Annotated in this window: 28 protein-coding genes; 26 read left to right on the top strand and 2 right to left on the bottom strand. The window is 58.1% G+C overall.

The annotated features are described in order from the left end of the window. Positions 1 to 49: 49 nt before the first annotated feature. The 26 genes from QRN41_RS17185 (at position 50) to QRN41_RS17065 (ending at position 18,805) form a co-directional block, all read left to right on the top strand. Positions 50 to 862 (top strand): GPO family capsid scaffolding protein, encoded by an 813-nt coding sequence (locus QRN41_RS17185; protein ID WP_285421902.1) that lies wholly within the window; start codon positions 50 to 52, stop codon positions 860 to 862. Then, a complete protein-coding gene (locus QRN41_RS17180) occupies positions 859 to 1,911 on the top strand; it encodes a phage major capsid protein, P2 family (RefSeq protein WP_502941903.1) in 1,053 nt (350 codons plus the stop codon). The genes QRN41_RS17185 and QRN41_RS17180 overlap by 4 nt, the downstream gene beginning before the upstream one ends. Further along, positions 1,908 to 2,594 (top strand): phage terminase small subunit, encoded by a 687-nt coding sequence (gene gpM, locus QRN41_RS17175; protein WP_285421900.1) that lies wholly within the window; start codon positions 1,908 to 1,910, stop codon positions 2,592 to 2,594. Before QRN41_RS17180 ends, gpM begins: the two co-directional genes overlap by 4 nt. Positions 2,595 to 2,695: 101 nt before the next feature. Continuing rightward, positions 2,696 to 3,157 (top strand): head completion/stabilization protein, encoded by a 462-nt coding sequence (locus tag QRN41_RS17170; protein ID WP_285421899.1) that lies wholly within the window; start codon positions 2,696 to 2,698, stop codon positions 3,155 to 3,157. Beyond that, a complete protein-coding gene (locus QRN41_RS17165) occupies positions 3,157 to 3,612 on the top strand; it encodes a phage tail protein (RefSeq protein WP_285421898.1) in 456 nt (151 codons plus the stop codon). Before QRN41_RS17170 ends, QRN41_RS17165 begins: the two co-directional genes overlap by 1 nt. Next, complete coding sequence (locus tag QRN41_RS17160; RefSeq protein ID WP_285421897.1) at positions 3,593 to 4,252, top strand: phage virion morphogenesis family protein; 660 nt, start codon at positions 3,593 to 3,595, stop codon at positions 4,250 to 4,252. The genes QRN41_RS17165 and QRN41_RS17160 overlap by 20 nt, the downstream gene beginning before the upstream one ends. Before the next feature lie 11 nt (positions 4,253 to 4,263). Continuing rightward, positions 4,264 to 5,379, top strand: coding sequence for a DUF2586 domain-containing protein (locus QRN41_RS17155; protein WP_285421896.1), 1,116 nt, complete (start codon positions 4,264 to 4,266; stop codon positions 5,377 to 5,379). 3 nt (positions 5,380 to 5,382) lie between these two features. Continuing rightward, on the top strand, positions 5,383 to 5,832 hold the full coding sequence (locus QRN41_RS17150) for a DUF2597 family protein (protein WP_285421895.1): 450 nt from the start codon (positions 5,383 to 5,385) through the stop codon (positions 5,830 to 5,832). Beyond that, positions 5,832 to 6,224, top strand: coding sequence for a D-Ala-D-Ala carboxypeptidase family metallohydrolase (locus QRN41_RS17145; RefSeq protein WP_285421894.1), 393 nt, complete (start codon positions 5,832 to 5,834; stop codon positions 6,222 to 6,224). The genes QRN41_RS17150 and QRN41_RS17145 overlap by 1 nt, the downstream gene beginning before the upstream one ends. A 2-nt stretch (positions 6,225 to 6,226) precedes the next feature. Then, the gene (locus QRN41_RS17140; RefSeq protein WP_285421893.1) at positions 6,227 to 6,592 is read left to right on the top strand and encodes a DUF1353 domain-containing protein; all 366 of its coding nucleotides are present in this window, start codon (positions 6,227 to 6,229) and stop codon (positions 6,590 to 6,592) included. Next, positions 6,592 to 6,861, top strand: coding sequence for a hypothetical protein (locus QRN41_RS17135; protein WP_285421892.1), 270 nt, complete (start codon positions 6,592 to 6,594; stop codon positions 6,859 to 6,861). The genes QRN41_RS17140 and QRN41_RS17135 overlap by 1 nt, the downstream gene beginning before the upstream one ends. Next, positions 6,858 to 7,145 carry a putative phage tail assembly chaperone gene (locus tag QRN41_RS17130; RefSeq protein ID WP_285421891.1) on the top strand — a complete coding sequence of 96 codons (288 nt, stop codon included), beginning with the start codon at positions 6,858 to 6,860 and terminating at the stop codon, positions 7,143 to 7,145. The genes QRN41_RS17135 and QRN41_RS17130 overlap by 4 nt, the downstream gene beginning before the upstream one ends. Before the next feature lie 20 nt (positions 7,146 to 7,165). After that, on the top strand, positions 7,166 to 7,309 hold the full coding sequence (locus QRN41_RS26355) for a DUF6890 family protein (RefSeq protein WP_502941902.1): 144 nt from the start codon (positions 7,166 to 7,168) through the stop codon (positions 7,307 to 7,309). A 57-nt stretch (positions 7,310 to 7,366) separates the two neighbouring features. Further along, positions 7,367 to 9,325, top strand: a complete 1,959-nt coding sequence (locus QRN41_RS17125) for a phage tail tape measure protein (protein ID WP_285421890.1) — start codon at positions 7,367 to 7,369, stop codon at positions 9,323 to 9,325. Beyond that, entirely contained in the window at positions 9,322 to 9,639 is a 318-nt protein-coding gene (locus QRN41_RS17120) for a DUF2590 family protein (RefSeq protein ID WP_285421889.1), read from the top strand. Before QRN41_RS17125 ends, QRN41_RS17120 begins: the two co-directional genes overlap by 4 nt. Then, the gene (locus QRN41_RS17115) at positions 9,636 to 10,808 is read left to right on the top strand and encodes a baseplate J/gp47 family protein (protein WP_285421888.1); all 1,173 of its coding nucleotides are present in this window, start codon (positions 9,636 to 9,638) and stop codon (positions 10,806 to 10,808) included. Before QRN41_RS17120 ends, QRN41_RS17115 begins: the two co-directional genes overlap by 4 nt. Continuing rightward, the gene (locus QRN41_RS17110; RefSeq protein WP_285421887.1) at positions 10,801 to 11,325 is read left to right on the top strand and encodes a phage tail protein; all 525 of its coding nucleotides are present in this window, start codon (positions 10,801 to 10,803) and stop codon (positions 11,323 to 11,325) included. Before QRN41_RS17115 ends, QRN41_RS17110 begins: the two co-directional genes overlap by 8 nt. A gap of 8 nt (positions 11,326 to 11,333) precedes the next feature. Then, on the top strand, positions 11,334 to 12,986 hold the full coding sequence (locus QRN41_RS17105) for a phage tail-collar fiber domain-containing protein (RefSeq protein WP_285421886.1): 1,653 nt from the start codon (positions 11,334 to 11,336) through the stop codon (positions 12,984 to 12,986). A gap of 7 nt (positions 12,987 to 12,993) precedes the next feature. Beyond that, complete coding sequence (locus QRN41_RS17100; protein ID WP_285421885.1) at positions 12,994 to 13,701, top strand: DUF4376 domain-containing protein; 708 nt, start codon at positions 12,994 to 12,996, stop codon at positions 13,699 to 13,701. After that, the gene (locus QRN41_RS17095; RefSeq protein WP_285421884.1) at positions 13,698 to 14,600 is read left to right on the top strand and encodes a hypothetical protein; all 903 of its coding nucleotides are present in this window, start codon (positions 13,698 to 13,700) and stop codon (positions 14,598 to 14,600) included. The genes QRN41_RS17100 and QRN41_RS17095 overlap by 4 nt, the downstream gene beginning before the upstream one ends. Next, a complete protein-coding gene (locus tag QRN41_RS17090) occupies positions 14,597 to 15,130 on the top strand; it encodes a baseplate complex protein (protein ID WP_285421883.1) in 534 nt (177 codons plus the stop codon). The genes QRN41_RS17095 and QRN41_RS17090 overlap by 4 nt, the downstream gene beginning before the upstream one ends. Beyond that, on the top strand, positions 15,127 to 15,819 hold the full coding sequence (locus QRN41_RS17085) for a hypothetical protein (protein WP_285421882.1): 693 nt from the start codon (positions 15,127 to 15,129) through the stop codon (positions 15,817 to 15,819). The genes QRN41_RS17090 and QRN41_RS17085 overlap by 4 nt, the downstream gene beginning before the upstream one ends. Next, positions 15,804 to 16,775 (top strand): hypothetical protein, encoded by a 972-nt coding sequence (locus QRN41_RS17080; RefSeq protein WP_285421881.1) that lies wholly within the window; start codon positions 15,804 to 15,806, stop codon positions 16,773 to 16,775. The genes QRN41_RS17085 and QRN41_RS17080 overlap by 16 nt, the downstream gene beginning before the upstream one ends. A 4-nt stretch (positions 16,776 to 16,779) precedes the next feature. Continuing rightward, the gene (locus QRN41_RS17075) at positions 16,780 to 17,643 is read left to right on the top strand and encodes a DNA cytosine methyltransferase (protein WP_285421880.1); all 864 of its coding nucleotides are present in this window, start codon (positions 16,780 to 16,782) and stop codon (positions 17,641 to 17,643) included. A 333-nt stretch (positions 17,644 to 17,976) separates the two neighbouring features. Then, positions 17,977 to 18,288: a type II toxin-antitoxin system TacA family antitoxin gene (locus QRN41_RS17070; protein ID WP_285421879.1), complete on the top strand. Its 312-nt coding sequence runs from the start codon at positions 17,977 to 17,979 to the stop codon at positions 18,286 to 18,288. Then, complete coding sequence (locus QRN41_RS17065) at positions 18,260 to 18,805, top strand: GNAT family N-acetyltransferase (protein ID WP_285421878.1); 546 nt, start codon at positions 18,260 to 18,262, stop codon at positions 18,803 to 18,805. Before QRN41_RS17070 ends, QRN41_RS17065 begins: the two co-directional genes overlap by 29 nt. A 509-nt stretch (positions 18,806 to 19,314) precedes the next feature. On the opposite strand, the gene QRN41_RS17060 is transcribed toward QRN41_RS17065, so the two are convergent. Next, positions 19,315 to 20,766 carry an SEC-C domain-containing protein gene (locus tag QRN41_RS17060; protein WP_285421877.1) on the bottom strand — a complete coding sequence of 484 codons (1,452 nt, stop codon included), beginning with the start codon at positions 20,764 to 20,766 and terminating at the stop codon, positions 19,315 to 19,317. A gap of 26 nt (positions 20,767 to 20,792) precedes the next feature. Beyond that, entirely contained in the window at positions 20,793 to 21,728 is a 936-nt protein-coding gene (locus tag QRN41_RS17055) for a hypothetical protein (protein WP_285421876.1), read from the bottom strand. Positions 21,729 to 21,743 lie beyond the last annotated feature (15 nt).

The raw sequence follows: 21,743 nt of genomic DNA, 5'->3' as shown, positions 1-21,743 counted from the left end.
CGGCTGCCTATCGTGACGGCCATTGCAACCCAGCCAGAGCGATCAACCCATGCCCCGCACCCTTGTTTCTGATTGGAAACGTGTTGCCACCAGCGGTAAAACCGCAGACGGCCGCACGATCGATCCGCAAGACCTGCGCGACATGGCCGACACCTACGACCCAGCCGTCTACACGGCCGTGATCTGGTTCGAGCACATCCGCTTCATGGGCAATTTCGGCAACGTAACCGAACTCAAAGCAGAGCCCGTCGGCGACGACAAGGTGGCGCTGTTCGCCAAGCTCGCGCCCAACGACCGGCTGCTGCAACTGAACAAAGATGGCCAGAAGCTGTTCACCAGCATCGAGATCCAGCCGCAGTTCGCCGGCACCGGTAAGCCTTACTTGCGCGGCCTGGCTGTAACCGACGACCCGGCCAGCCTCGGCACCGAGCCGCTGCATTTTTCCCGGCGAGCCGACACCGGTAACTACTTCGCCGCCCCTGAACCCTTGGGCGAGCTGCTTGCGCCAGAAATGGGCGATGAATCAGCGCTCAACTTTGTTACCCGCCTGTTTCACCAGTTGAGCGGCAAACACACCCCCAAGCACGAGACGCCCCCCATGGACCCAAAAACCGCCGAAGCCTTCGCCGCCGCCGTGGACAAACTCGACAACGTGGCCACCCGCCTGGAACAGATCGCACCGGCCCCGGCAGAACCACACAACTCCGAACCGGCCGGCGTCACCGCCGAGCAATTCAACAGCCTGAAAGCCTCGCTGGAAAAGCTCCACGACACGTTTAACAACGCACTCAACCAGAGCACCGGCCAAGACATTCCGCCCAGCACCGGACCTGCCACCGAAGAACTGGAGCCCATTTACTGATGAGCCAGCTCAGCCCCAACGCCCGCCAGCGTTACCACGCGCTGCAAGTGCGCATCGCGCAAACCTATGGCGTGGAATCGGCCCGTGAAGAATTCAACGTCGAACCGAGCCTGGCGCAAACCCTCAACGAGCAGATCACCCTCAGTTCGGCGTTTTTGCAACGGATCAACGTGATCGGCGTGAACGAGATCAAGGGCGAAAAAGTCATGTTGGGGGTCAACGGCACCGTGACCGGCCGCACCGACACCGACAAGAAAGACCGTGAACCGCGCAATGTGCTGGGGCTCGACGGCAAGGGCTACGAGCTGTACGACACCCACAGCGACGTGACCCTCAAATTCTCCACCATCGATGCCTGGGCCAAGTTCAAGGACTTCGCCCAGCGCTACACCGCCGCCGTGCGCCGCCAAATCGCGCTGGACCGCATCATGGTCGGCTGGCATGGCATCAAGGTGGCGCCGGACACCGACCGCGACGCTTTCCCGTTGCTGCAAGACGTGAACAAAGGCTGGCTGCAAATCGTGCGCGAACAAGCCGCCCAGCAGATCCTGGTGGAAGGTGCGAGCAAGGGCAAAATCCGCCTGGGGCTCGGCGGCGACTACGCGAACCTCGATAGCCTGGTGCACGATGTGTCGCTGATGATCGACGAAGAGTTCCGCGACGGCGGTGACCTGGTGGCGATCATCGGCCGTGACTTACTGGCCCACGACAAAGGCAAGCTGTACGCGTTGCAAGGCCATACGCCCAGCGAAAAGCAAAAGGTTGAGATGGCCCAGGTGATCAATACCTACGGCGGCCTCCCCTCCTACACCTGCCCGCACTTTCCGGCCAAAGGCGTGGTGGTGACCTCATTCGACAACCTGTCGATCTATTTTCAGGACAGCTCCTGGCGCCGTCACATGCTGGAAAACCCCAAACGCTCCCGCGCAGAGGACTACAACAGCCGTAACGAGGGCTACGTGGTCGAGCAGTTGGGCAAATTCGCCGCCATCGAGGCGGGCAATCTGGAATTCGTCGAGGCGGACGTGCCCGAGGAGCCCGAGGAATGAGCCTGGCCCTTAAGCATAAACAGCGTGTGTTGGAGCGTGGCCCCGCCGCCAGTGCCGAGGTCTACACCCCGACCACCGCGCTGGCCGGCCCCGCCAACGCGCAAAAACACCTGGCGCTGATGACATCCGCGTTGTCCGAGGATTGCGCTCGCCTGTCCGACCTCAACAACATGGGCGAACGCCAGCGCCTCAAGCGCGATGAGCTGCTGCCCAAGTACCTGGAATATGTGCAGCGCTATCGCGATTCCGGTTTGAACCACCCCAACCCGGTGCTGATGCAGGTGCTGGTGTGGCTGTTCGACACCGAACAATTTGAGGCAGGTCTGGAGCTGGCCGACTTTGCCCTGCGCCAAGGCCAGACCATGCCCGAGCGGTTCAAGCGTGACATCCCCACCTTTATCGCCGACGCAGTGATCGACTGGGCCGAGGCCGAGCACGAAGCCAAGCGCAGCCCCGAGCCGTATCTGTCGCAGTTACTGCCGCGCGTGGACGGCGAATGGCAGCTGTTCGAACGTATCCCCGCGCGCTACCACAAGCTGCTGGGGATCCTGGCCATGGACCAGCAACGATGGGCCCAGGCCATCGCCCACTTCGAACGCGCCACCGCGCTGTACCCCGGCATCGGTGTCAAAACCCGGCATGAGGACGCCACCAAAGCCCTGCGCCGGCAACAAGCCACCTGAACCGACTTACCCCCCCCCAGCGGGGATCTGCCGAGGCCATGGCCGCGCGCCAATGACCACAAGCAGCCACCCCCGCGTTTATTTTTAGCGAGCCGCCGCCCATGAGCTTTTCCGGTAGACCCACCACCCTGATCGCGCAACCGATCGCCAATGACGGCTTCTGGCCCGACCTGGATGTGGCCGAGTTCCAGCGCGGTTACCGGTTGCCGGCCGAATATCTGGTGGAACTGCTGGTGGACGGCATTGCTTTGGCGATGGGCGAAGTGAACCACGACCTGGCCCGGCGCAAAGCGCAATGGCAGAACGTTGGCATCACCCGCGTCACCAGCGCCGACCCGATGATTCTGCCCGAACGCGCCTTCATGGCCGATAGCTATAAACGCGCCGTGTACTGCCGCGCCAAAGCATTCCTGTTAAGCCAATTCGCTACGTTTATCCGCCGCGAGTCTGCCGAGAACTTGGCAAAGGAAGGCCCGGAGACCGCCGAGCGTTTCCTGTCGTTTAGCCAGCAGGCCGTGCGTTTGATCCAAGGCCGCAGCCGCGTCACGGCGGAGCTGATCTGATGGACAAGCTGCGCGCCCTCACCCGCGCCTTGGTGGAGAGATTCCTGGTTCCACCCGAGCAGTTCGACAGCTGGGCCGAGCAGGTCACGTTAACCCTGGACTGGAAGCCCACCGAACAGGGCCTGCACATGGGGGATATGCGCTACCGCGCGGTCATCGTCATCGCGCGGTTCGCCGACAACGCCGCGCGCCTGATGGCGCTGCTCGGCGCCTGGCTGGAAGTGAACGACCCTGGCCGCGAGGACAAGCAACTGGCCGCCCCGGTAATCGAGATCGATCAGCTCACCCCGGACGTAGCCGACATCGAGCTGCAACTGGACTTTATCGAACCGCTGCACCTGGCCGAGGCCGACGACGGCGAGATAGAAGCGTTCGGCAAACGCTGGGCATTCGTACCGTACGACCTGTGGGTCGCCGAGCAAGGAGCCGTCAGCCATGACCGTCCCGTTGTTTAGTATCGACATTCGCGGGCTGCTCGATGCGCAGCAACAGCTGAAACTGCTGGGCCTGCCGGCGGCAAAACGTCGGCGCCTGCTCAACCACGCCAGCAAGCGCTTGCGCACCCGCAACACGCGCCGGATCGGCGCCCAGCGCAACCTCGACGGCTCGGCCTTCGAGCCTCGCAAAGCCACTGGCAAGCGCAAGATGTTACGCCGACTCAGCACTCGCCTGCAGGTCACACGGCTGTCAACCGACGCCGCAACGCTCGGCTGGCGGCAGCCCCGTAACGCACGCATCGCCAGCGAACATCAAACGGGCCATTCGACCGTGATGACCCCGGCCCTGATGCGCCGGCAGAAGAAAACCACACGCGACTACGACGCCCCACTCTCTCGAAAACAAGCACGCGCGCTGGAGAAGGCCGGTTACCAGATGCGCGACGGTGATCGCTGGGTACCGGCCACGCGGGAGTGGATGGTCCAGCACCTCAAGTCCGGCCAGGCAGGGCTGGTGCTCGCCAGGCTTGAAGGGGTGGCTCGCCGGCACAGCTGGAAAATCGATCTGCCCGCCCGCGATGCCCTCGGCGCCGACCCAAGCGACATTCGCGATGTGGTGGGCACCGTGTTGCGCCAAACCCTTCAATCGCCCAAGTAACGAGGCCGCCCATGGCTCAAGGTCAAGTCAGCGTTAACAATCTCAACCTGGGCCAGGGCCCGGTGGCGGCGATTGAACGCCATTTTCTGTTCATCGGACCGGCGACCAAAAACGTCGGCAAGCTTCTGGCGCTCAATACTCAAAGCGATCTGGATACCGAGCTGGGTGTAGCGGCCAGCGACCTGAAAACTCAGATCATCGCCGCGCGCAATAACGGCGGCGCCCGCTGGGCCTGCGCCGCCGCGCCACTGGCCGCCGATGGCGACTGGCAGGCCGCGCTGGACCAAGCACAAAGCGTCGGGCTGTCGGCCGAAGCCGTGGTTATCACCAAACCCATCAGCACCAGCGCGGAAATCCAAGCCCTGCACACCGCTGCGGTTAATCTGATCAATCGCTATGGCCGTCGGGTATTCGTGATGGCCGCCAGCGCCGGTATCGCTGCGGCTCAGGACTGGGCGGGTTACCGCGATGAGCAACGTGGGCTCTTACGCGACGTGGCCGCGCCGCGCGTGGTGGTGGTCCCACAACTGCACGGCAATGACTTGGGCGTGCTGGCCGGCCGCCTGGCGAACGCCGCCGTCAGCATCGCCGACAGCCCCATGCGTGTCGCCACCGGGGCCCTCATCGGCCTGGGCCCTACGCCCACAGACAAAGACGACATGCCGTTGTCATCCGCCACGCTGGCCGAGCTGGACAAGATGCGCCTGTCAGTGCCGCAACAGTATCCGGACTACCCCGGTATGTTCTGGGGCGACGCCAACCTGCTCGACGCCCCCGGCAGCGACTTCAACGTGGTGGAAAACCTGCGCATCGTCGACAAGGCCGCGCGCCGCGTGCGGATCCTGCTGATTCAGATGGTCGCCGATCGCAAGGTCAACAACACCCCGAACAGCATGGCCAACACACGCCTGCGGCTAATGCGCCCGCTGCGTGAGATGTCCCGCTCGGTGATCGTGGCCGGGCAACAGTTTCCCGGCGAAATCCAACCGCCCAAAGACGGCGACATCACCCTGGTATGGAAAAACCGCACCACCATCGAAGCGTACCTGCTCATCCGCCCGTACAACTGCCCCAAGGACCTGACGGCGAACATCGCGCTCGACCTGTCCTTGGATGACAAGGAATAAGCCATGGCCCGAATCAGCGGCATGAATTTCGACGTGAGCCTGGGCGACCTGCAGGTGCATATCGAAAAGGCCACCCTGGACATCACCGACAACAGCGCCGTCGCGCAGACCCGAGGCGTGCCAGACGGGTACGTGGACGGCGACGTGGCAGCCAGCGGCGAGTTCGAACTCGACAGCGCCAACCTCGGCCTGTTGATCCAAGCGGCCAATCGGGCCGGCTCTTTTCGCAAGCTGGAGCCCTTCGACGCGCTGTTCTTTGCAAAGACCGCCACCGATGAACTGCGCGTGGAGGCGTTCGGCTGCCGCCTGAAAATCTCCAGCCTGCTGGACATCGATCCCAAAGGTGGGCAGAAGTCCATGCACAAGGTGCCCTTCGACGTCACCAGCCCCGACTTTATCCGCATCAATGGCGTGCCTTATCTGGATGCCAGCGAGATCGAGGGCCTGCGCTGATGAGTGACAGCCCTTGGCCGAACTTTGCCTACACGGAGCTGCGCTGCCGGTGCGGCCACTGCACCAGCAGCGGACGCGAGATGGATCCGGTCTTTATGGCGCGCCTGCAACGTCTACGCGATGCCTACGGCCAGCCCATGCACCTGACCAGCGCTTACCGTTGCGCCCGCCATCCCAGCGAGGCGAACAAGGCCGCGCCGGGCGAACATTTTGACGGGCGCGCGGTGGACGTGCGCTGTCGAGGAGCAGAAGCACTGACATTACTTCGCCTAGCGTTGCCGCTGGGCTTCAACCGCGTCGGCATTCACCAGAAAGGCACCGCGCGGTTTCTGCACCTGGGCCTGGCACCCGCCGGCGGGCGGTTGCCCTGCCCCGCGATCTGGAGCTACTGAACGTGCCATTTGAAAGCCAACTGGAGCTACGCCATCGCCCTGGGCATAACCGTTGGGAGCTGATCAGTCCGCTGACCTACACCACCCTCGACGGGCGCGAAATCCTGATGCCGGCCGGCGCCCTGACAGACCTGGGTAGCATTCCACGACTGGTGCGTCCCGTGGTGGACGCTCAGCGCCCCACCACGCGCCGACCGTGTGCGATCCACGACTACATCTACACGGACCTGACGCATCGCTTCACCAAGTACGAGGCCGACCGGTTTTTCTATGAAGCGCTCCTGGAAGAAGGCACCGGCAAATCGCTGGCTTGGATGATGTGGCAAGCCGTGCGCGTGGGCGGCCGCGGTGCCTGGGGGCAACCGTGATGGAGATGTCTCCGCTGCATATCAGCGCCATGTTGCTGCTGACCGAAATGGTGCTCACCTGGGTCGCCGGGTTCCAGATTTATCTATTCCGCCAGGTCAGCACCGCCCGCCGCGAGACCCTGGAGCTGCGTATCGAAATGGCGACCCACAACGGCCGCCTGGAAGCCTTCGATAAGGCCCTGGACAAGCTGGAGCACCGCTTCGAGAAACGCCTGGAACAGTGCCTGGACACCTACTTTTCCAACCTCAACCAAAGGGTCAAACCATGAGCGACCGCCGCGATATCACCCTGCAAATCGGCGAACAGGACTTCACCTTCAGCCTCGCACCGCAGGACGTGACCAAGTACTTCAACGCTGTCACCCCCAACAACAAAGTGGCGCCGTCCAACAACCTGTTGACCACCACTGTACTGCCCGCGCAGTTGGACGGGCTTCGCCCGCTGTTGCGCAACCCCGTACTGACCATGCAACTGGCCGGCACGTTGCTGGATGAGTACGCACCAGACGTGGAAGTGGTCGTAAAAAAGCCCTCGGCCGTGCTGACCGCTTAACCGACGACAGCCTGGGCCAACTGCTGGCCCTGGGCGAACGCTGGCTACCCGGCACCGCGCCGACGGCAGACAACCTGGGCACTGCTTTGTGGCTGGAAAATGAGTATTGGAAACGCATGGAAATTGCCGTGGCAAACGGGATTGCCAGGGCATTGAAGGGGTGACTTCTGTTGAGCAAACGACTACTTCCCACCGGTTTTCAGGCACAGGCCCGTCCGTAAATGAGCGCCGCCGCCACCAGCAAGCTGGACTTCATTCTGCGTTTGGTCGACCGCGTCAGCCAGCCACTGGGCAAGGTCAAAACCAGCTTCAGCGACCTAGCTGCCCAGGGGCAAAAAGGCTTGGTCCAGATGGGTGTGGGCATGGCCGGAATGATCGGCGCAGCGCATGCGCTCAAGGCAGCGATGGCGCCCGCGCTGGGCCAGGAAGCGGCATTGGGCGAGGTGGAGAGCCTGGGGGTGGCGGCGGATGCGTTGGAGCTGCTTAACCGCAAGTCATTGCAATTCAGCATTGCCTACGGCGAGAGCGCGACTGCCTTTGTGCGCTCGGCCTACGACATTCAAAGCGCTATCGCTGGGCTCACCGGCAATCAGCTGGCGGTGTTCACTCACGCGTCAAACGTGCTGGCCAAGGCCACCAAAGCGGACGCCGCGACGATCACCAGTTACGTCGGCACGATGTACGGCCTCTTTCAAAAGCAGGCCGATGCCATGGGCAAAGCCGCATGGGTCGAGCAGCTGAGCGGGCAAACGGCGGCCGCCGTGCAGATGTTCAAAACCACCGGCCAAGGCATGAGCAATGCCTTTACCGCCTTGGGCGCCAGCGCCGCCTCGGCCGGGATTCAAGCGACTGAACAGATCGCCATCCTCGGTACGTTGCAGGCGACCATGAGTGGCGGTGAAGCCGGGACCAAATACCGCGCTTTCCTCGCCGGTGCCTACGGTGCTCAGGCCAAGCTGGGCCTGTCATTCACCGACAGCCATGGCCGGCTCCTGCCGATGCTCGAAATCTTGGGCAGGATCAACGCCAAGTACGGCGAGTTGGACGCAGCGGAAACCGATCTGATCAGCAAAGCCTTTGGTGGCAAGCAGGCGATGGGGCTGATGACCCAGCTGCTGGCCAAAACCGCCGAGTTGGCCACCAGCATTGATCAACTGGGCAAGGTCACCGGTATGGAACAAGCGGTGAAAATGGCCAAGACCATTGCCGACCCATGGGAGCGCTTCGAATACGCGATCCTGGCCGTGCGCATCGCCTTCGGCCAAAAGCTGTTGCCCATCCTTAACCCGATCCTTGAGCGCCTGGCCACGGGCGGCTCGTCCGTGGTGCGCTGGACATCGTTGTTTCCCAACCTCACCCGCGTCATCGGCCTGACTGCCCTGACCATGCTGGGCCTGACCGCCACCGTCGGCCTGCTGACGTTCACCTTCGGCATTTGGCGCACGGCCGCGATCCCTGTGATCGCGCTTTGGAAGCTGCTGAACCTGGTGGCATGGCGCAACGTCGGCGCCTACCTGATGCAAATCCTATTGGTGACGTTGTACGTCGCGGGGCTGGCTTCACTGGTGCTGTGGTTCGGTCTGGTAAAAGGCGCGATGACACTGTGGCAGGCCGCGATCTGGCTAACCAACGCCGCGCTGTGGGCCAACCCGGTAACGTGGGTCGTGCTGGGGATCGTCGCGCTGGTGGCGGTGATCGCTGCGGCCGTTTACTGCTGGGATGAATGGACCCAGGCGTTAATAGACAGCGCCGCCTTCCAGTGGGTAAGCGAGCAACTGGCGAAGCTATCGACGTGGTTCGAATCCATGGGCGGCTGGTCGGGCATGGCGCGCGCGGCCTGGGACGCAATCGTGGCTGTCTTCCATAGCGCCATCAACGGCTTAATCGCGCTGCTCAACAAGATTCCCGGCGTCGACATTCAAGCGCAGTTCGGCGACCTGCCCGCTGGGCCAAATCTGGAAAGCCTGGAGGCTGCGCAACGTGCTCAGCAAACCATTAACGCGGCAATCCCTTCGCTGTCCCCTACCCGCACCAGCGCCGTTCCGCCAGGTGGTTTGTTGACCAGCATTCAAAACAGCACCACACAGAACCGAGGCCCCCATGTGGAAAAAATCGAGATTCATACCGCTAAACCCATGACGGCCCACGAACTGGAGGGGCTGATGGGGATGGCCGGATGAGTGAGTACGTTGACCTGTTGATTACTGGCAATGACCTGGTGCTGGACCCGTCCAACCAGCCTCTGCTGATCGACGACCGCGCCAGCATCGCCCAGGACATTGCGCACATGATCCGCGAAACCGGTTTGTTGGTCACGCTGGTGGCCGAGCGCGACCCGTTGCGTCAGCGCGATTGTTTACAGCAATTGGAGCTGTTGGTAGAGGACGACGTGCGTCTGGTGCCGGGCACGGTGCGGATCCTGCGGCAAGCCTCGGACGAGTATCTGGTGACGGCGACCACCGTGAAGTTTGGCGACGTGAGGGTGACGGTGTGAGCGCGGACTTCAAACAGGCTCTGCGCGACGCCGGGATCCCCACCACCGAGGCCGAGTTGAAACAGGCCTGGGAAAAAGAAGCGATCAGGCAAGGCAGCAAGATCAGCAATACCAGCGCCTATTCGCCGTTCTGGCGCATCGTCTCAGCCTTGGTCACCCAGCCAGTGCTGTGGCTGATTCACTTTTTGATCGATACGGTACTGCCCAATGCCTTTGTACAGACCGCCGTGGATGCCTGGCTGGATAGCCTTGCCTGGGCGGTGAACGTCGAGCGTAAGCCTTCGACCAAGGCCCAAGGACAGTTGCTGTTCACTCGCGGCACTGCCGCCGGGGCGTTGGAGGTGCCGAAGGGCACGCGAGTGCAGTCGGCGGCCATCAACGGTCATATCTACGAACTGATCACCACCTCGCCCGGCCGCTTTGTTGAAGGCCAGTCGCAGTTGGCCATCCCCGTAGAAGCGGTCGAGGCTGGCAGCGGTTTTAACCTGGCGCCGGGGTACTACGCGATCTTACCGGCACCGGTACCGGGCATTGTCCAAGTGGTGAACACCGAGGACTGGCTGACCCAGCCAGGCGCGGATGCCGAACCGAACGAGCAGTTGCGCCTACGGGTTCGCAACCAATTTTCAGCCGTGAACCAGTACCACACCGACGCGGTGTACCGCGCCATGATCACCACGTTTGCGGGCGTTCATCCCGACGGGGTGTACTTCGAGCACGGCGCCCCACGCGGGCCCGGCAGTGCCAACGCGTATGTGCTGTTCGAAGCTGGAGTGCCGGCGGACGAGTATTTGCAGAAGATCAACGCGCACATTCGCGACGGCGGTAATCATGGCCACGGTGACGATCTGTTGGTGCATGTCATGCCAGAGACGCGGCACACCCTCGAACTGAAAGTGTGGCCGCGCGCTTACCTGAATCAGGAGCAGCGCGATCATTTGATCGTTCAGGTCGAACAATTCATACGCGCCGCGTTTCGTGAGAGCACTCCAAACGACTACCGGCCGACCCTGACTTATCCACAGTCGCGGTTCTCATTCAGCCGACTGAGCGAAGAACTGCATGCGCAATTTCCGCTTATTGAGTCACTGCGGTTTACCAACGCCGACATCCTGTCGGAACTGAACATTCCACGAATCGAAGCGCTGAAGGTGCTGCTCGATGCTTAAGCTCAAGTTGCCCTTTTGGCTGAACGCTGGCGAGCTGGCCACACTCAAGGCCACCGCCCAAGCCTGGTGGGAAACCGCCGAAGGCTGGCTGCGCTGGCCGTTGCTGCAAATGGATCCGCAACGCTGCCACCTGACCATCCTCGACCTGCTGGCCTGGCAACGCGACATCAGTCGCTTTCGCGGTGAACCCGAGAGTCTGTATCGCCTGCGCGTGAAGTTCGCCTTTATCAACGCCGTCGACGCAGGTTCCACCGCTGGTTTGATGCGCATCCTCAATCGGCTGGGTGTGGGTTACGTCGAGATCGAAGAACGCCTGCCTGACCGAGATTGGGACGTGGTGCTGTTGCAGCTCAGCGACTCGCAATTGGCAGACAATCCCGAGCTGTTGCGCGTGATCGTTCAGCAGTACGGCCGCACCTGCCGCCGCTACGATTTTGCGACTCTCACCCCAGTGGCCCTGGGGGTGGCCCTGGCCGATTTTAACGACGACCAGCAAACGCTGGTTGCCACGTTGTAGGAGCCGCTATGGCCGCGAGCATTACCCGAGCCGGTGAACGGCTGATCGCCGAGAAACAGGCAGCGCACGATGTGTTGCTGGTCAGCCAGTTCGTGCTGGCGTTGGTACCTGGCCTTGATCCCTCGCAACCAGTGGACAGGGACGCGCCCAAACCGCCCCCCGAGCAGATCGTGCATACGCAGCGCTATACCCAGAAAGGATTCGTGAACCCCAACCAAGTGGTGTACAGCCTGCTGATGGGCAGCGACATCGGAGACTTCGACTGGAACTGGATCGGCCTGGAGAGCGAAGAGGGGGTGCTGTTGGCGGTGGGCTATGTGCCGGTGCAGCAGAAGCGCAAATACATCCCACCGCACCAGATCGGCAACAACGTCACTCGCAATATGTTGCTGATGTTCGACGGCGCCCAAGCGCTGACCGGCATCACGATCGACGCCAGTACCTGGCAACACGACTTTACCGTGCGCTTGCGGGACATAGACGAGCGCGAGCGCCGGGCAAACCGGGATGTGTTCGGGCGCGCCTGTTTCTTTGCTCAAGGGCTGCAACTGGTCAACGTGGCCGGGGCATATCAGCTCAAGCCTGGGGTGGCGTTCGTCGAAGGGTTGCGTATTGAGCTGACCGCTGCTCGGCCAGTGGCCCCGCCAGCCTTGCCAGTGAAAGCGTACCTTGATGTAGCCCTGATGCGTGAGGACAGCAGTGTGGGCGTAAATTGGTCGGTCAAATGGGGTGACGACCTTTCCGATTATCAAGACAGCGCCGACACCCAGCACTATCTCGTGCCCCTGGCACACCTGCCCGACTCTGTAACTGTGAACGACCTACGCCAGGTCGAGCCGATCGGCGGGCCGCTGGTGCAGCACTTCGCGGCGCGCGACGGCGACTACCAAGACTTGCGCGCGCGGGCGACAACCAAGGCCGATGTCGAGTTGGACCAACTGCCCAACGCGAAAAGTGATGATCCGTCGACGAACAGCAGTGAGATTCTGGCGACCACCAAGGCCCTGAATAACCTGGACCAACGAATCAGCGATTCGCTGGTGGGCATGGTGGCCGCATTCGACAGCCCGACAGCGCCCCATGGCTGGCTGGAGCGCAACGGCGCAAACGTGTCTCGCACCGCCTACGCCAAGCTGTTTGCCGTTATCGGGACCCGATACGGCGCGGGTGATGGCAGCACCACATTCAATATCGGTGACAGTCGAGGGATGTTTCTCCGAGGCCTGGACAAAGGTCGCGGTGTGGATCCGGGCCGAGCGCTGGGCAGCGAACAACCAGGGCAAAACGTCTCGCACACGCATACCGCCGTGACTCAGGCAGCCGGCTCCCATCACCACCAAGGCACCACCAACCCCACAGGCAGCCACACGCACGCGGCGACCATGGCACCGGCCGGTGACCACCGGCACAACCTCAACATGGGTTACACCAACCTGGACAGCGGTAACTTCGGCGGCGGTCACGGGTACTACGGCGTTCAATCAACGCAGCCGTCAGGCTCTCATGTGCACTCGATATCCCTGATCAATGCGGGCTTGCATAGCCACACCCTTCTAATGGAACACGCGGGCGAGCACAGCCACAGCGTGTCGGTCGACGCCTCGGGCGGTAACGAAGCACGCCCGGTCAACCAAGCCCTGCTTATCTGCATCAAGTATTGAGGTCCGCATGCCGAGCAAAACCGTCTATCAAACCAACTCATTGGGCTTGTATATCGGCACCGCTACCGCCGAAGAGTCCCCGCTGGAACCCGGAGTGTTTCTAATACCGGGAGGCTGTGTGGACGTGGCGCCACCCGAAGCGCCCGACGGCAAGATTCAGCAGTGGGACGGTAAGCGCTGGCATTTGCTGGACTATTTCAACGGGCTGATCATCTATAGCACCAGCACAGGAGAGCCCCTTACGCTGGACGGAGTGGGCCCTATCCCCCACGGCTATACCGTGTCGCGCCCTCAGCCGGGTCAGGTGTGGGAAAACGGCCGGTGGGTGGATGATCTGGACACACTGCTGGCCCAACTGCATTCGCAGAAGCTGGAGATGATCAACCGCACCTGCGCCCAGGTGATTGAATCCGGGTTTACCTCGGATGCCTTGGAACAGCCTTTTCTCTACGACAGCGCACTGGAAGATCAGATCAACCTCACGGGCTTGATCTTAAGCGGCCTGGATGCGCCCTACCCTTGCTACACGGCCAACGAGCAGAAGCGCTATCGAGAGCATACGGCCGAGCAGTTGTACGCAGTGGGCCTGCATTTGTTGAAGCACAAGCAGACCGCACTGCAACTGGCCGACCATCTCAAACATGCGCTCGCAAAAGCGCTGACCGATAAGGACCTGCCGGCGATGCAGGCGATCCACTGGAGCGCAGCCGATTGAGCTGGACGCCTGTATCGATGCGCTGGCCATCCCATGCTACTCGGTGGTTGGATGATCTGAAGCCCACCAAAGCTTTGGCCGAAACCGAACGGGTGGGAACGGCCAAACGTCTGGCCGAGCTGCACGGGGTAGCGACCACCAACCCAAGCCCCGTGGGTCCTGCTGCAAAAGCCGCCATAGCCGCCGGCCGTGCGGCCATGGCCGAGCAAATGGGGCAGATCCCCGCCTGCTTGGTGGTGACGCCATTCCAGAGCGGCATCGGCCAAGGGCGCGGGTATCAGCGTTTCTTGTCCGCGCCCAACCTATTGCAGGTGCTCGCCGACAAACTGCCAACCGGACCGGGCGGCTATGCGTTGGCCGTGGTGTTCCTGTCCACTCGCTACGACCAATTGGCGGCCGCGCTGGCACGCTTCAACGCGTTGTTACCCATCCAGGAGTTGCAGCGCGCTGAAAAGCGCGCACGACATCTGTCGCGCCTCGAAGCAGAAAAGTGGACATTACCCAGCGCCGCCTCGCTGCCCGCGTGGGGCGTTTTACCGTTGGAGCGTTGCACCATCACCCAAGCAGCAAAACACTCGCTGTCTGGGCAATTGGCAGCGTTGGAAAGCTATACCGCAGACAGTTCGCCGATGGCAGATTTATCCGCCCTCGCCGCGCGCAAAGCGAAACACACGGCCGCGCGGGATCAACAATTGGAGGACCTGCAGGAGCAACTGGCTAATCCCACCCCGGACTCGGCAATGGTCGCCCGGCTGGTCGGTCCCGGCAGCGGCAGCGATTTACGTCGACAACTCTTAGCCGGCAAAACGCCGGGGCACGAATGGGTGCTGTGCGCAGGTTTTTTGCTGGCCGGGCCGCGCGAAGGTCTGAGCTTTGTGCAGGAACTGGTGGGCCTATGACGCTGCTGCTCAATGGCCAGAAGGTGAACGGCAAATCCCTCAAGGTCACCGCCAGTCTGCGGATCGAGAGTGGAGACCTGTCGGGACAAACCAGCAACACCGACAGCGCGCACAAGGGTTTCAAACCCAAGGCGCTGACAGTCTCGCTCCTGATCCCGTATCGCGACCACTCGCACCTGGTAGACCTGATGCGCCTGGCGGAGGCCACGGCCGGCGGCGGGCAGCTGCAAACCTATCGCGTGGTCAACGATACGGCCGAAGCGTTCGGCGTGCGCCAAGCGGTATTTGCCGACACCCTCACCGCACGCGAAGACGACAACCTGGCCGCCTGGCGCGTGCAATTCACCCTGACTGAAAAACGTTCGAACCCCGAGCGGGTAGAGACGCGCCGGCCGGAAAACGGCGTGCAACAGCAAAGCGGTAGTGGGGAAAGCGTGGCGGCGCCATCGGCGGAAGCGGACGAGCCCGGCTTGAGTGGGTTTGAGCGGATCCTGAAGCGCGTGGATGACTACCTAGGGCCTGCGGAATGAAGTCTCATATAGTGGTGAGAGTGAACGGCCAGCCTTTCGACCTGGTGCAACACGATGTACGGCTCGACCTGCACACTCCTGGCCGCGCGCGCTTAACTATCAGATCGCAGCAAGCTCAACGCGGACTGGTGACGCTCGATGTGGGCTACAACGATAAGCCCATGCACCGGCACTTTGTGGGTTACGTCGAACAGTGCACCACGGCCAATCATCGCGAGCAGGTGCTGTTCTGCCGCGAGCTGGCGGCAGTACTCGATTACCCACTGCCCATGGCGTTGCGGCATGTGGATCTACATGCCGTACTGACTGAGGCAAGCCGCCTCACGGGCTTGCGCTTTCGAGTGCCGAACGCGCCCTATTCAAGGAATCGCGCGCCTTACTTTTACTCACTGGCCAGCGGCATCCAGGCCTTGGACAGCCTGGCCAAGGTCTTCAACATCCCCGACTTTATCTGGCACCAGCAGGGTGATGGCGAGGTGTACGTCGGCAGCTGGGCCGACAGCTACTGGGGCACTCGGCCAGCGCTGCAACTGCCCGTCGAACTGTTCGACGCCCATCAAGGCAACCAAAGCGCGCAGATTGCTGCCCTGCCCGGCCTGCGTCCTGGTGCGATGATCAACCAAGGCCAGCGCATCACCGCTGTGACGCTGACCGAAACTCATATGGTGCTCAAGTGGAAGAAGCCGTAACCCGCATCGTCGAACGGGGCTTCCCAGAACTGGCCGGCGCCTATCACCTGCCGCGCTTTGCGCGTGTGCTGGCCGTCTCCGATCCACCCGCTGCGGCAGGACTGTGCGACGACTTCCGTCCGCGCTATGCCGTTGACCTGCAAGTACTGGGACCGGACGGCGAAGCGGATCCGGATTTACCGGCGCTGCCAGGAGTCGCCCTCCCGGTACCCGGCGGCGGTGCCGAGCGAGGTTTCTATGCCTTTCCCGAGGAAGGCACCCTGGTGGTGGTCAGCTTCGCCTATGGGCTGCCGAACAAGCCGTTTATTTTGCAGCTCCTGCCCTACGGCTTAAGCCTGCCCCAGGTGCCGAAAGGCGACCAACTGTGGCAACACAGCGAAGCCGTGCAACAACGCGCCGACGCCGAAGGCAATTGGTTACGCCAGACCGACGCCCGCATCACCGACCAAGCCAGCGAGCGCCAGGTGCAGGCGCTGGAGAACGCCGAGCGTTATCAGATCAGCGCCGTCGAAGTGGATGACCACAGCACGGAGTCCGTCGGCGGAATTAAGACGGTCGAGGCGTTGGGCGCGTTAAAGCTGCTGTCCGGCGGATCGGCCAGCCTGGCGGCAGTCGACGACCTGCACCAAGCCACCGGCCGAGACCTGAACTTGGTGGTGGGGCAAAAACACAACGCGACCGTCGGCGGCGACATGCACGAACGCATCCAGGGACTGCGCGAAAGCGTGGCGGCGATCGGCCAACGGCTGGTGGCGCCCAAGACCTGGCTGGGATCAGAAGGGGTCAATGTGCTGCAGGTATTGGGTGATGTGATCGATCTGCTCCAACAAATGAACACCGCCCTCGCCTCACACAAACACGGCCCGACACCGCCGCCGGACAACGCTGCGGAGTTTGCTGCGCATGCGGCTTCGGCGGCGGGGTTGGCTTTGAAATTGAAACCCATCACAGAGTAAATGAATGCAACAACCCACCATTGGCAGCCTGTTCGCAGGCATCGGAGGCTTTGATGTCGGATTTGAAAACGCCGGTTACCGCACGGTCTGGCAAGTCGAACTTAACCCCATCAACCGGGCTGTGCTTGCCGATCGATTTCCCCATGCACGCCAATTTGAAGACGTGCGCGCCTGCGGGGCCCACAATTTATCAGCCGTCGATGTCATCACCGCCGGCTTCCCTTGCCAGGACATCAGCGTCGCCGGACGCCGCGAAAGCAACCGCGCTACACGAGGACTGCAAGGCGAACGCAGCGGTTTGTTCTGGGAAGTCATACGAATCCTCAAAGAAATACAACCTCGCTGGGTGGTCCTTGAGAACGTCGTTAACCTGCTCGCTGTCAACGATAGCCGTGACTTTGAGACAGTCATCCGGGCCCTTGCGGACTGCGGGTATGTGGGATTTTGGCGAGTGCTTAATGCTCAATATTTCGGAGTCCCCCAGCAACGTCGCCGCGTATTCCTGGTCGCCGGTTATCGACAAATGCCCCCCATCCAGCTCCTGGCTGACGCCGCGCCAGTGGACGCAATATCTCCAGCGTCTCAATCGCAGCCCTGGCCACGGCCCGCGGATGCCTGGGCTGCCAATACTTTATTGGCAAACAAAGCCGGATCGCAGATCGCTATGGGCTGTACCACTTTCGTCGCTGAGCCGGACGGATGGGATCAGATGGTTGAGCGGCAGCGAACGGCTGAAAATGATGGGCTTTGCCTCGGACTGGATGCGGCCAACCTTGCGGAGGCTTTCAGTGCCGGAAATGCCGTTGTTACGCAGGTGGCGGAGTGGGTTGGGCGGGGGTTGATCTCATGCAGCCATTGCTGCCTATAGTCATACTCAAGCTGGCCGACCACGTACGGATGATACCCGTACCGGTTGACAGCGACGGGTCGTACGGCTAATATCCGTACCGCTAGCGATCGTAACTGAAACTGAAAACTGAAAACTGAAAACTGAAAAACTGAAAAACTGAAAAACTGAAAAACTGAAAAACTGAAAAACTGAAAAACTGAAAAACTAAACTACGAAAATTAAACTAAATAAATTGAATATGTGAGGAATGTCCTGTGACTACCAAGAAGCCTTCCAGAGCCCGTAAGCGATCCTGGAGTTAAACCAAACTAAAAAGGAAGAAATATTTGAGATATTAAGTAGGTATTGAACATGAAAACTTTAGACGAAACATTGAAGCCTGCGAAAAACGCAAGACTTGAAATAAAAACAACTGAGTTCGCAAAGGAAAGGATAAAGCAAGCTGCATCGATTTCTGGATTAGACATGACCGCATTCATCATCGCTTCTGCTTTCGCAAAAGCAGAAGAAGTAATAGAAAACCACAGGAGAATAGAACTATCGGAAAAATCGTTTAATAGATTACAACAAATCCTCGTAGAGGACGAAACTGCCGAGCCTTCAAACGCTTTACTTAGACTAATGAGAGGTCAACATGAAAACCGACGGGATGCCTACATGTGAAATTGACGGCAATTTGCTTTCCAATTTCGAAAAATACAATTACATCAAAGGGTTCAGCTCTGGTGTAGGCGTAATTGATTCATATTATAAAGGCAGCCTTAAACGGGCCCTTAAAAGCGAAAACATCAACGCCATCGGTGCAGTGGTGCAAACCGGAGAGGTTGCAGGCTTCTGCACGGTAACCTTGGCAGATATCGAAAGAAAGCTAGCGCAGGAAGCTATCAGCGATACCAATCTACCTATCAAAGTCCCCGTGATACGGATTGTGATGGTTGGCGTTGATGTAAATTATCAGGGTTTGGGCATAGGCCAACAACTCCTGATGGAGGCCTTTAAAAAGGCTGCTCGCGTCCACAAAGAGATCCCAATCAAAGGGATTTATCTGGATTCGGCCCCCAACGCTGTTTCATTTTACGAACAGCTTGGCTTTAAAAAGCTCGCTGAGCCCGACGTTAATGGCAGCACGCCGATGCTCCTCGGAATCAAGGTTGTTTTGAAGGCTATTGCAGCCTCCTAGCTATAAGCCTCTGATTCGTCTACGGCTGTTTTAACAGCTTTGCCTATGTCGCTATCGATGTAACTCTGTTGGCCAGAATTTCATCGATAGCGAAGCCAAGCAAGATGACGCATGGCCCTTCTTGTGAGGGGCTTACGCGTAGCCTCACAAAATTTTCGAAGAATAGTACCTGAGTACTTCGTCAACCTGCTCGCTATCATCGTTATCGGCGAAATTAGATGATGTTACGCGGGCTTGCGGATTTCCCACGCTTGGGGGTTTTGGAAATTTTTTAAAACTCAATATTCGAGGCATCCAAGCAACGGTGCTGCGTGTTCTTGGTTATAGGTTTTCGGTGAATCCCTCTCACCCACCTCCGGATTACGACGCGCTAGCAGGCGCTATATCTCCAGCATTTCAATCAGTGCACTGACCATGATCTGCGAATGCCTGGGCTGCCAATACTCACTGGCCAAATCAGTATTTTCAGGCCCACCTATCACGAGATATAGCAGGCCGTTCATTAGCGATTACATGCAGCATTTTTTGTATTTTTTTCCTGATCCACAAGGACATAAATCATTACGAGCAGGTACCTGGCTTCCTTCAAATTTTCTTTCTTTGAAAATTTTCATATCGTCCAGAACTCCTTCAGACTTCATGATCTGTTGAGCTTCATAACGTTCTGCTGGTGTTAAAGGCACGCTCCCATCAATAACGAATATAGTTTCAGATGCAGGACCATTGCCTTTGGTAGATGAACCAAATACTACAATTTCTGAAGCATGAGGGAATTTATATCTAGCCACAAAAGCATATGCCACCATACACTCAAAGCGGTCCCTTCGGTAATCATCATAGTCACTATAGGAAGAGCCCCATGGAAAAAATACAAAAATATAATACCTTCCCGTTTGAGATAGTGAAGGTGCTACTCTTGAAGATCGCACCATTTCAGGAACAGATCCGTATTTCTCCATTAGTGCTGTCGTTAGAAAGGCCCGCGAATGAATATTCTCGGATGCTAACACCTCTACAGCCTTGGCATGTGTTAACAACGGTTGTTCAGCAGCTTCTCCAACATTAGCTTCAATTATGCAGTCAGAGAAGCGTTTTACAATTTCGCCCCAAACGTCCGCTTTCTTTTTTTCTTTATAACGAAGAGCATAAGCAACTGTTCGTTTATAGTAACTCCATTCTCCTTCAGGAATTGAAAATGGTTGACTACCTCCTGGTGTCAAATTAGGTATATCACCATACCCAAAGCCACCGTCCTCTTGCAAATAATAAGCTAATGTTTCCTCCTCGCCCAAGCTAAATAGTAGATTCCGTTCTCGTACGGCGCGCTCTTTACTTTCAAGATAATTAATGAAATCTGTCGGTGTGTTAAGCTCATCAAGCAAAACCCCAATTCCAACCTCATCCAGCACATGAACGAAAGTTTTATTCCTATCTACCTCGCCCACGAAAAATGGAAGCTGTAGAAGCTCTTCAGTTGACGCCCCATATGAATAACCAAGCGTACCAGAACTACCCGGCATTAACGAATCAAAATGAGCCTTAGCAACATCCCCAATACCCCGAACAACAGCTACCAAATGTATCTTTAGGTTTTTTTGAGAAATATCAAACGGGAATTTTTCAAATAGTTTGCTATTTATAAAAATTTTTTCCGGAGAATGCCTTATAAATTTTTCTGCTGCATATAGTTGCTTTGCGGAATCTTGCACGGCTCCGCGATACCACCTGCTCCAAGCCAACTTCCTCTCGTTTTGTTCTTGAAACAAAACCTCTCCCTTATCAGAAAATAAAATCAGAGTGTTGTTGAAATATACTGTAAGATCTATTAGCTCCTTTCCACCCCCTACTGCGCGAAACAGACTTGGATAACTCCACAAGCTAAAAAAAGTTTTGGTTGCAAGCCTTGCTAAAATTCTTTCGCTTTCATTTACGCTATTTTCTTTAATTATTGGTTTAAGCATGGCCCCTCCTGGTGAAAGCAAAATAGTTACGAATTCATAGTTAATGAACCTGTAACAAACCGTTTATCCATGTTTGAAATACAATCGTTTCTTTCTACCAACTGCCGTCTCACGTTATCCCAATTGAGCGTTAGCATGACGGGTTTTTTGTTAGAACCTTTATTTTGCGGAACTGGGTAATTGTATGCGCCTACTGCAAAAGCTTTTCCTTCGTTAATTTTGCTATACTCGTCCAGATGGTACTCTATTACTGCGCGCGCCTCCTCAACACTATTTCGAATCAATTTACGAGCCTCTTCATGAAGGCGACTTATTGCTCCCATATAAGATCTAATAGCTCGTTTAAGATCAACTTTTTCAGGAAGCTCAGCCAAAACGCCACGCTTAAACTTTGGATTTTCCGCCAAAATGTTTCTTTCTGAAAAAATATCGATATTAAAAACTAATTCTTTGAAGTTAGCATCATTCTCAAACTTCCAACAACTAGGCAAACTGAGGCCGTGCACGGCAACTCCACTGTGATTCACATGATTTCGCATTGCCTCCATAGCGCGGTAACTCAAAGACTGATCATAAATTTCCGATTTTAGACACTCTAACAATGTATAAACATCAGATTCAGAAACAACACATTTAGAGGCTTGTCGTGATATCTGCTCAGTGTACATTCGCGCTGAACACAAGAAATTGACAACTCTTTTATTCATGGACGACCTAACTAAATATAGTCGATCATATTCAATATCTAGTTTAACCATATTTTCAGCAGCAAGCACTAGCAACTCTTTCTCAAAATCCAAAAAGTTGCACAGCGTTAAATCGTACTTCTCTTCAATACTCAAAGCCACAGACAATATATATTTTGATTTTATCAATAATTGATATTCATCTTTGCTAATGGTCAAAATTGGAAAATTTCCAATCGCCGCAACTTTTAAAAAAAACGTTCCATCAGCGACCATTTGCTCTCCTAACTC

It is taken from the genome of Pseudomonas sp. efr-133-TYG-23, from assembly GCF_030209215.1.
Classification (GTDB): domain Bacteria; phylum Pseudomonadota; class Gammaproteobacteria; order Pseudomonadales; family Pseudomonadaceae; genus Aquipseudomonas; species Aquipseudomonas rhodesiae.
This window is presented reverse-complemented; position numbering and strand designations above follow the sequence as displayed.